Genomic DNA, 7831 nt, shown 5'->3' with positions numbered 1-7831 from the left:
GGCGCGGCGGCAGGCGGCCTGGTCGGCGCCGGCGTGCGCTGATCGACGCCGGCGCGCATGCGCGCCGGCCGGTCGTGACGGCGTTCGCCACGCGTCACGACCGGCCTATGCATCGCCCCATCGCACATCCCTTCCGCGATTCGACAGGCAGCATCAGGGAGGAGCGGGTGTGCGACACTTCGTCGACGTCACATAACGACTTCATTCGTCGACGAATCCTCCATGAGCGACTTTCCCGTTTTCGTGCTGCCGGGCTACGGCAACTCCGGTCCGTTCCACTGGCAAAGCCGCTGGGAGCGCGCCGACGCGCGTTTCGTGCGCATTGCGATGCCCGACTGGGACCGCGCGTTCCGCAACGGCTGGTGTCTCGCGCTCGATCGCGCGGTGGAAGCCGCGCCGGGCCCGGTGATGATCGCCGCGCACAGCCTCGGCACGCTGACCACCGCGTGGTGGGCGACCCGCTACGCGCGGCCGGCCGCGCTCGCGAAGGTGCGCGGCGCGCTGCTTGTCGCGCTGCCCGATCCGGCCGGGCCCGGGTTTCCGGCCGACGCGCACGGCTTCGGGCCGGTGCCGCACGAACGGCTGCCGTTTCCGACCTGCGTGGCCGCGAGCAGCGACGATTCGTATGGCTCGCTCGCGTTCGCGCGCGGCTGCGCGCATGCGTGGGGCAGCGCCTTCCATGACCTCGGCCCGCGCGGCCACCTCAACGCGGACAGCGGGCTCGGCGACTGGCCCGACGCACGCGGCTGGCTCGACGCGCTCGCGCGCTAGCCATCGATTCACTGGCCGTCGGCCACCGGTCGCACGCCGCCGCGCCGCCGAAGGCGCCGCGACGCGTACGTCCCCGCGGGCTTAGATCGCCTGCTTCGCCTTGAGCGCCGCAATGCGCGCCGCGTCGTAGCCGAGCATGTCGCGCAGCACCGCTTCGGTCTGCGCGCCGAGCAGCGGCGGGGCCGTGCGCGCATCGGGCGGCGTCGCGCTCATCCGGATCGGATTGCGCACGAGCTTCACGTCCGCGCCGCACGGATGCGGCAGCGACACCTGCATCCCGCGCGCGACCACCTGTTCGTTGTCGAACACTTCGTCGAGTTCGTTGATCGGCCCGCACGGCACGCCGGCCGCTTCCAGCGTGCCGATCCAGTCGGCCTTGGCGCGTGTCTTCACCATCTCCGCGAGGATCGGCACCAGCGTGTCGCGATGGCGCACGCGCGACGGGTTGGTCGCGAACCGTTCGTCGTCGGCCAGCTCGGCCCGGCCGCCGGCCTCGACGAACTTGCGGAACTGCCCGTCGTTGCCGACCGCGACGATGATCCAGCCGTCGCTCGTCTGGAACGTCTGGTACGGCACGATGTTCGGGTGCGCGTTGCCCCAGCGCACCGGCGGCTTGCCGCTCGCGAGGAAGTTGGTGTTCATGTTCGCGAGCAGCGCGACCTGCACGTCGAGCAGCGCCATGTCGATGTACTGGCCTTCGCCCGTGCGGTCGCGGTGCGCGAGCGCGGCGAGCACCGCGATCGTCGAATAGAGGCCCGTCGCGAGGTCGGCGATCGCGACGCCAGCTTTCTGCGGGCCGCCGCCCGGCTCGCTGTCGCGCTCGCCGGTGATGCTCATGAAGCCGCCGATGCCCTGGACGATGAAGTCGTAGCCCGCGCGATGCGCGTACGGGCCCGTCTGGCCGAAACCCGTGACCGAGCAGTAGACGAGATCGGGCTTCACCGCGCGCAGCGATTCGTAATCGAGCCCGTATTTCGCGAGCTGCCCGACCTTGTAGTTCTCGAGCACGACGTCGCTTTGCGCGGCGAGCTCGCGCACGATCTGCTGGCCTTCCGGCGTCGCGATGTCGACCGTGACCGAGCGCTTGTTGCGGTTCGCCGCGAGGTAGTAAGCGGCCTCGGCGGTGTCGGCGCCGGCCGCGTCCTTCAGATACGGCGGCCCCCAGTGGCGCGTGTCGTCGCCGGCGCCAGGGCGCTCGACCTTGATCACGTCCGCGCCGAAATCGGCAAGGGTCTGCGCGCACCACGGGCCCGCGAGCACGCGGGTGAGGTCCAGCACGCGGATATGGCTCAGGGCACCCATCGTCGAATCGTCTCCTTTCGTGGCTCGCCTTCGGACAAGGCGGATCGGCATGCCGACCATCTTAAGGCGAATCGGCCGCACGGGTGGCCCAGGCCGGTCGTCCGGCACGGCGGGCCGCTGCCGTCTGGGCCGCCGGTCGGTATCGTATAATCGATCGTTTACGATATTTGCCCGCCGTGCGTCCGCGAGGACGGCCGGCGTTTGAAGCCGTCTCAGCCAGACATTCCCCGCACGCCATGAAAGCTGCCGAAATCCGCGAGAAATTCCTCAAATTCTTCGAATCGAAGGGCCACACGATCGTCCGCTCGTCGAGCCTCGTGCCCGGTAACGACCCCACGCTGATGTTCACGAACTCGGGCATGGTCCAGTTCAAGGACGTGTTCCTCGGCACGGACCCGCGTCCGTACTCGCGCGCCACGACGGCGCAGCGCAGCGTGCGCGCGGGCGGCAAGCACAACGACCTCGAGAACGTCGGCTACACGGCGCGCCACCACACGTTCTTCGAGATGCTCGGCAACTTCTCGTTCGGCGACTACTTCAAGCACGACGCGATCCGCTTCGCGTGGGAGCTGCTGACTACGGTCTACCAGCTGCCGAAGGACAAGCTGTGGGTCACCGTCTACCAGGAAGACGACGAAGCCTACGACATCTGGGCGAAGGAAGTCGGCGTGCCGACCGAGCGGATCATCCGGATCGGCGACAACAAGGGCGCGCGCTACGCGTCGGACAACTTCTGGACGATGGGCGATACCGGCCCGTGCGGCCCGTGCACGGAAATCTTCTACGACCACGGCCCGGAAGTGTGGGGCGGCCCGCCGGGATCGCCTGAAGAAGACGGCGACCGCTACATCGAGATCTGGAACCTCGTGTTCATGCAGTTCAACCGCGACGCGCAGGGCAACATGACGCGCCTGCCGAAGCAGTCGGTTGACACCGGCATGGGCCTCGAGCGCCTTGCCGCGGTGCTGCAGCACGTGCACAGCAACTACGATATCGACCTGTTCCAGAACCTGATCAAGGCCGCCGCGCGCGTGACCGAGATCAGCGACCTCACCAACAACTCGCTGAAGGTGATCGCCGATCACATCCGCGCGTGCTCGTTCCTGATCGTCGACGGGGTGATTCCGGGCAACGAAGGCCGCGGCTACGTGCTGCGCCGGATCGTGCGCCGCGCGATCCGCCATGGCTACAAGCTCGGCCGCAAGGGCTCGTTCTTCCACAAGCTGGTGGCCGACCTCGTCGCCGAGATGGGCGCGGCCTATCCGGAGCTGAAGGAAGCCGAGCAACGCGTGACCGACGTGCTGCGCCAGGAAGAAGAGCGCTTCTTCGAGACGATCGAGCACGGGATGTCGATCCTCGAGGCCGCACTCGCCGACGTCGAAGCGAAGGGCGGCAAGGTGCTCGACGGCGAGCTCGCGTTCAAGCTGCACGACACCTACGGCTTCCCGCTCGACCTCACGGCCGACGTGTGCCGCGAGCGCGGGATGACGGTCGACGAGCCGGCATTCGACGATGCGATGGCGCGCCAGCGCGAGCAGGCGCGCGCGGCCGGCAAGTTCAAGGCCACGCAGGGCCTCGAATACACGGGTGCGAAAACCACGTTCCACGGTTACGAGGAAATCGCGTTCGACGACGCGAAGGTCGTCGCGCTGTACGTCGACGGTTCGGCCGTCAATGAAGTGAAGGCCGGCCAGGATGCGGTCGTCGTGCTCGACCACACGCCGTTCTACGCGGAATCGGGCGGCCAGGTCGGCGACCAGGGCGTGCTCGCGAACGCGGCGACGCGCTTCGCGGTGGCCGACACGCTGAAGGTGCAGGCCGACGTGGTCGGCCATCACGGCACGCTGGAGCAGGGCACGCTGAAGATCGGCGACGTGCTGCGCGCGGAAATCGACGCGCACCGCCGTGCCCGCACGCAGCGCAACCACTCGGCCACCCACCTGATGCACAAGGCGCTGCGTGAAGTGCTCGGCGCGCACGTGCAGCAGAAGGGTTCGCTCGTCGATGCGGAGAAGACCCGTTTCGACTTCGCGCACAACGCGCCGATGACTGACGACGAAATCCGTCGCGTCGAGCAGATCGTCAACAACGAAATCCTCGCGAACGCGCCGGGCATCGTGCGCGTGATGCCGTACGACGAAGCGGTGAAGGGCGGTGCGATGGCGCTGTTCGGCGAGAAGTACGGCGACGAAGTGCGTGTGCTCGACCTCGGCTTCTCGCGCGAACTGTGTGGCGGCACGCACGTGCATCGCACCGGCGACATCGGCTTCTTCAAGATCGTCGTCGAAGGCGGTGTCGCGGCCGGCATCCGCCGGGTCGAGGCGATCACCGGCGACAACGCGGTGCGTTACGTGCAGGAACTCGATGCGCGCGTGAACGAAGCCGCGGCCGCGCTGAAGGCGCAGCCGTCGGAACTCACTCAGCGCATCGCGCAGGTGCAGGACCAGGTGAAGTCGCTCGAGAAGGAACTGGGCGCGCTGAAGTCGAAGCTCGCGTCGAGCCAGGGCGACGAGCTCGCGCAGCAGGCCACCGAAGTCGGCGGCGTGTACGTGCTGGCCGCGACGCTCGACGGCGCGGACGCGAAGACGCTGCGCGAGACGGTCGACAAGCTGAAGGACAAGCTGAAGAGCGCGGCGATCGTGCTGGCGGCCGTCGAAGGCGGCAAGGTCAGCCTGATCGCGGGCGTCACGCCGGATGCGAGCAAGAAGGTCAAGGCCGGCGAGCTCGTGAACTTCGTCGCGCAGCAGGTCGGCGGCAAGGGCGGCGGCCGTCCGGACATGGCGCAGGCAGGCGGCACGGAACCGGCGAACCTGCCGGGCGCGCTCGCGGGCGTCAAGGGCTGGGTCGAAGAACGTCTTTGATCGTCCCGGCTGATGCGATGCGGGCTTGCCGGCCCCATCGCATCACATGAAAAAAACGACCCGATCGGCGTTGGCCGGTCGGGTCGTTTTTGCGTTTACGTGCGGTTGGACAGTTGTCGCTTGATGTTTGCAATTCTTGATGGAGGTGGGACGATACGGACCTGTGTAGGGAGGGGCGAACAATGGGCAATCTGGAGCATGCTCGGTTCTATGTACCGTCGTCGACCTACGCTTCCAGGACTGTGTGATCGAGGCCATCTGATGTCGATAATTGCTGCTTTCAGAGTGATTCTTGTCGTGAGCCTGTTAGCGGTTAATGCACGTGCAGAGACGCCGCCCCCATCGAAAATCGATCCGATTGCCGCGATGTCAGATCATCCGCGCTATGAAAAACTGCCGCGGTTCGATCCGCATCAAAAGAGTTTCACATGTACATATCAAGTAAAGCATGTGCCGCCGATCGATCCGCAGGCGGAGGTGTGGTTTCAGCAAGCGCTTGCGCTCGATGATCCCGACCTGTATTACCAGAAGCGTGACCACGCGAAGATCTATCAGTTGTACGTCCAGGCGGCCGAACGCGGGCATTGGAAAGCAATGCTCAATGTTGCCTCATTAATCCGGAGCAACTATCCCGGCGTGCCGCAGCACGATCCTGAGGTCGCCATTGAATGGATCGAAAAAGCGATGAAGCTGGGTGTGCCGGATGCCTACGACATGATGGGTGTCTATCACCTGAATGGCTTTGTCAAGGGAGGTGATGTGACGACCGCATATGCTTTCTTCCAGCGTGCGGCAGACATGGGCAGTCCGTCGGCAATGGCATTTCTCGGAGAGAAACTCGACGCGACGTATGACGATTCCGATGAGGAGTTTTGGGGAAATTTGCCGATTGCTACCCGGATGCTTGAATGTGCGGTTGCGCAAGGTTATGGAGATGCTGCTGAAGAATTATCTTTTGTCTATGCGCGTCCACGAACAACGGACGCAAAACGACGCGCTCTCACGATGCTTCAAGAAGGGGTAAAGCTGGGGAGTGCAAAATGCGCAACGAAGCTGTCTATTGAATTTGACGGCTTCAACCTGGCGAATGGTCGGAATCTTCCCGGTGGCATTGATAGAGCGCGCGCTGACAGATACCGCGCACTAAAGGGGGCATTGGAGCATTATCAGGGGCGCATCAAACTTCCGAGTCTTGACGAAGTACTGCCGCTGCCGCCTGCGTCTCTGCCCAAGTGGGACGGTAACGTGCAGAGCCTGATCGACGCCGCGAAGCCCGTGGCGCTTTCAACGGAGCCCAACACAAGGCAACCGCAGTAGCAGCGGGTGGCGAGCGGTTGCCACGACGGCTAACCTCGTCCACCTCAAACCGGCATCGCCACCCATGGTTTCACGGCATCACTCGGCTGCCTTGCAGCCTCGCCGAGCGCATCGCGCAGCGCGGCGAGCGCCGCCGACGCGTAACCGTGCCGCCACGCGAGCACCGTGTCGATTCCCTCGAGTTCGGCGATCGTGTGGGCCGTGACGTTGCCGGTTTCCGGCTGCAGGTCGAGCACCGACCTCGGCGCGACCGCGACGCCCGCGCCGGCCGCGACGCACGCGACGATTGCGTGATACGAACCGAGTTCGAGCACGCGCGCGGCTTTCACCCCGTGCGCCGCATACCATTGCTCGACGTATTTCCGGTACGTGCAGCCGCGTTCGAACGCGATCAGCGTGGGCAGGATCACGTCGCGCGGCGTGCGCACCGGCGGATGGCCGCGCGGCGTCAGCAGCACGAGATCCTCGCGGTAGATCGGCACCGTCTCGAACGTGTCCGGCAGCGTGTCCGGTGCGGGAGGACGCGCGAACAGCGCCGCGTCGACCTCGAAGTCGCGCACCCTGTCGATCAGCCAGCCGGTCGTGCCGGTCACGAGTTCCAGCGATACGTCGGGCCACGCATGGTGATAGCGCGCGAGCACGGTCGGCAGCCGGCTCGCGGCCGTGCTCTCCATCGTGCCGAGCCGCAGCCGCCCGCGCGGCGTGTCCTCGCGCACCGCGTCGCGCGCCTCGTCGGCAAGCGCGAGCAGCCGCTCCGCGTACGGCAGCAGCGTGTGCCCGGCCGGCGTCAGCACGAGCCGGCGGCCGTCGCGCACGAACAGCGCCGCGCCGAGTTCCTCCTCGAGCTGCTTGATGCGCGTCGTCACGTTCGACTGCACGCGATGGAGCTTCGCCGCCGCGCGCGTGACGCCGTTCTCGCGCACGACGGCCCGGAAAATCGCCAATGCCGCCAGGTCCATGATTCTCTCCGGGAGATGTTTGGATTCTTTATTATTCATTTTTAGAGAACCTTTGGTCAAGCTACGATACAAGCGTTCCGATCTCCGTTCCGGCCGGCGCACACCGCGTGCGGCCCATGCCGCCATGTCCCGTTCCGATGCTCCGAGTGCCGCCGCCGGCGCCCACCCGTCCGATGACGCCGACCGCCGCGCCCGCGCGGCCGCGCTCGCCTGCATGATCGGGCTCGCGGTCGCGCTCGGCGTCGGCCGCTTCGCGTTCACGCCGCTGCTGCCGTTGATGCTCGCCGACGGCTCGATCGGCCTGAAGGCCGGCAGCTGGCTCGCGTCGGCGAACTACGCGGGCTATTTCGTCGGCGCGGTCAGCTGCGCGGCGGTGCGGGTCGCGCCCGCGCGGATGGTGCGCTTCGGGCTCGCCGCCACCGTGCTGCTGACCGCCGCGATGGGCGTCGGCCATCTGCTTTCAGCGTGGCTCGTGGTGCGCTTCGTCGCGGGTGTCGTCAGTGCATGGACGTTCGTGTTCGTGTCGCAATGGGGGCTGCGGCGGCTCACCGAGCTGCACGCGCCCGAGTGGAGCGGGGTGATCTACGCGGGGCCCGGTGTCGGCATCGTGCTGATGGGGCA

General features: G+C 66.5%; 6 protein-coding genes. 4 read left to right on the top strand and 2 right to left on the bottom strand.

The features are described from left to right. The first annotated feature begins 222 nt into the window (after positions 1-222). Positions 223-771, top strand: coding sequence for an alpha/beta hydrolase (locus F3J14_RS32280; RefSeq protein ID WP_166726376.1), 549 nt, complete (start codon positions 223-225; stop codon positions 769-771). An 81-nt stretch (positions 772-852) separates the two neighbouring features. Here the strand turns inward: F3J14_RS32280 and F3J14_RS32275 are convergent, their stop codons facing one another. Continuing rightward, positions 853-2073 carry a CaiB/BaiF CoA-transferase family protein gene (locus F3J14_RS32275; protein WP_166726375.1) on the bottom strand — a complete coding sequence of 407 codons (1221 nt, stop codon included), beginning with the start codon at positions 2071-2073 and terminating at the stop codon, positions 853-855. 236 nt (positions 2074-2309) lie between these two features. Here F3J14_RS32275 and alaS point away from each other — a divergent pair, with 236 nt between their 5' ends. Next, positions 2310-4934, top strand: coding sequence for an alanine--tRNA ligase (alaS, locus tag F3J14_RS32270; RefSeq protein ID WP_166726374.1), 2625 nt, complete (start codon positions 2310-2312; stop codon positions 4932-4934). Positions 4935-5195: 261 nt separating this feature from the next. Continuing rightward, complete coding sequence (locus tag F3J14_RS32265) at positions 5196-6251, top strand: DUF6396 domain-containing protein (RefSeq protein ID WP_247682332.1); 1056 nt, start codon at positions 5196-5198, stop codon at positions 6249-6251. 44 nt (positions 6252-6295) lie between these two features. On the opposite strand, the gene F3J14_RS32260 is transcribed toward F3J14_RS32265, so the two are convergent. Further along, positions 6296-7210 carry a LysR family transcriptional regulator gene (locus F3J14_RS32260; protein WP_166726373.1) on the bottom strand — a complete coding sequence of 305 codons (915 nt, stop codon included), beginning with the start codon at positions 7208-7210 and terminating at the stop codon, positions 6296-6298. Positions 7211-7334: 124 nt separating this feature from the next. On the opposite strand from F3J14_RS32260, the gene F3J14_RS32255 reads away from it, so the two are divergent. Continuing rightward, positions 7335-7831: YbfB/YjiJ family MFS transporter (locus F3J14_RS32255; protein ID WP_166726372.1), on the top strand; the 497-nt coding region annotated here is incomplete at its 3' end.

The sequence above is a fragment of the Burkholderia sp. Tr-862 genome (genome assembly GCF_011753085.1).
GTDB lineage: Bacteria > Pseudomonadota > Gammaproteobacteria > Burkholderiales > Burkholderiaceae > Burkholderia > Burkholderia ambifaria.
Note: the sequence above shows the minus strand (reverse complement) of the source record. Positions and strands in the feature narration are given on the sequence as shown.

Excerpts from the sequence above, each read along its gene's own strand:
- F3J14_RS32280 (WP_166726376.1), top strand. The coding sequence starts at position 223 with ATGAGCGACTTTCCCGTTTTCGTGCTGCCGGGCTACGGCAACTCCGGT.
- F3J14_RS32275 (WP_166726375.1), bottom strand. The coding sequence starts at position 2,073 with ATGGGTGCCCTGAGCCATATCCGCGTGCTGGACCTCACCCGCGTGCTC.
- alaS (WP_166726374.1), top strand. The coding sequence starts at position 2,310 with ATGAAAGCTGCCGAAATCCGCGAGAAATTCCTCAAATTCTTCGAATCG.
- F3J14_RS32265 (WP_247682332.1), top strand. The coding sequence starts at position 5,196 with ATGTCGATAATTGCTGCTTTCAGAGTGATTCTTGTCGTGAGCCTGTTA.
- F3J14_RS32260 (WP_166726373.1), bottom strand. The coding sequence starts at position 7,210 with ATGGACCTGGCGGCATTGGCGATTTTCCGGGCCGTCGTGCGCGAGAAC.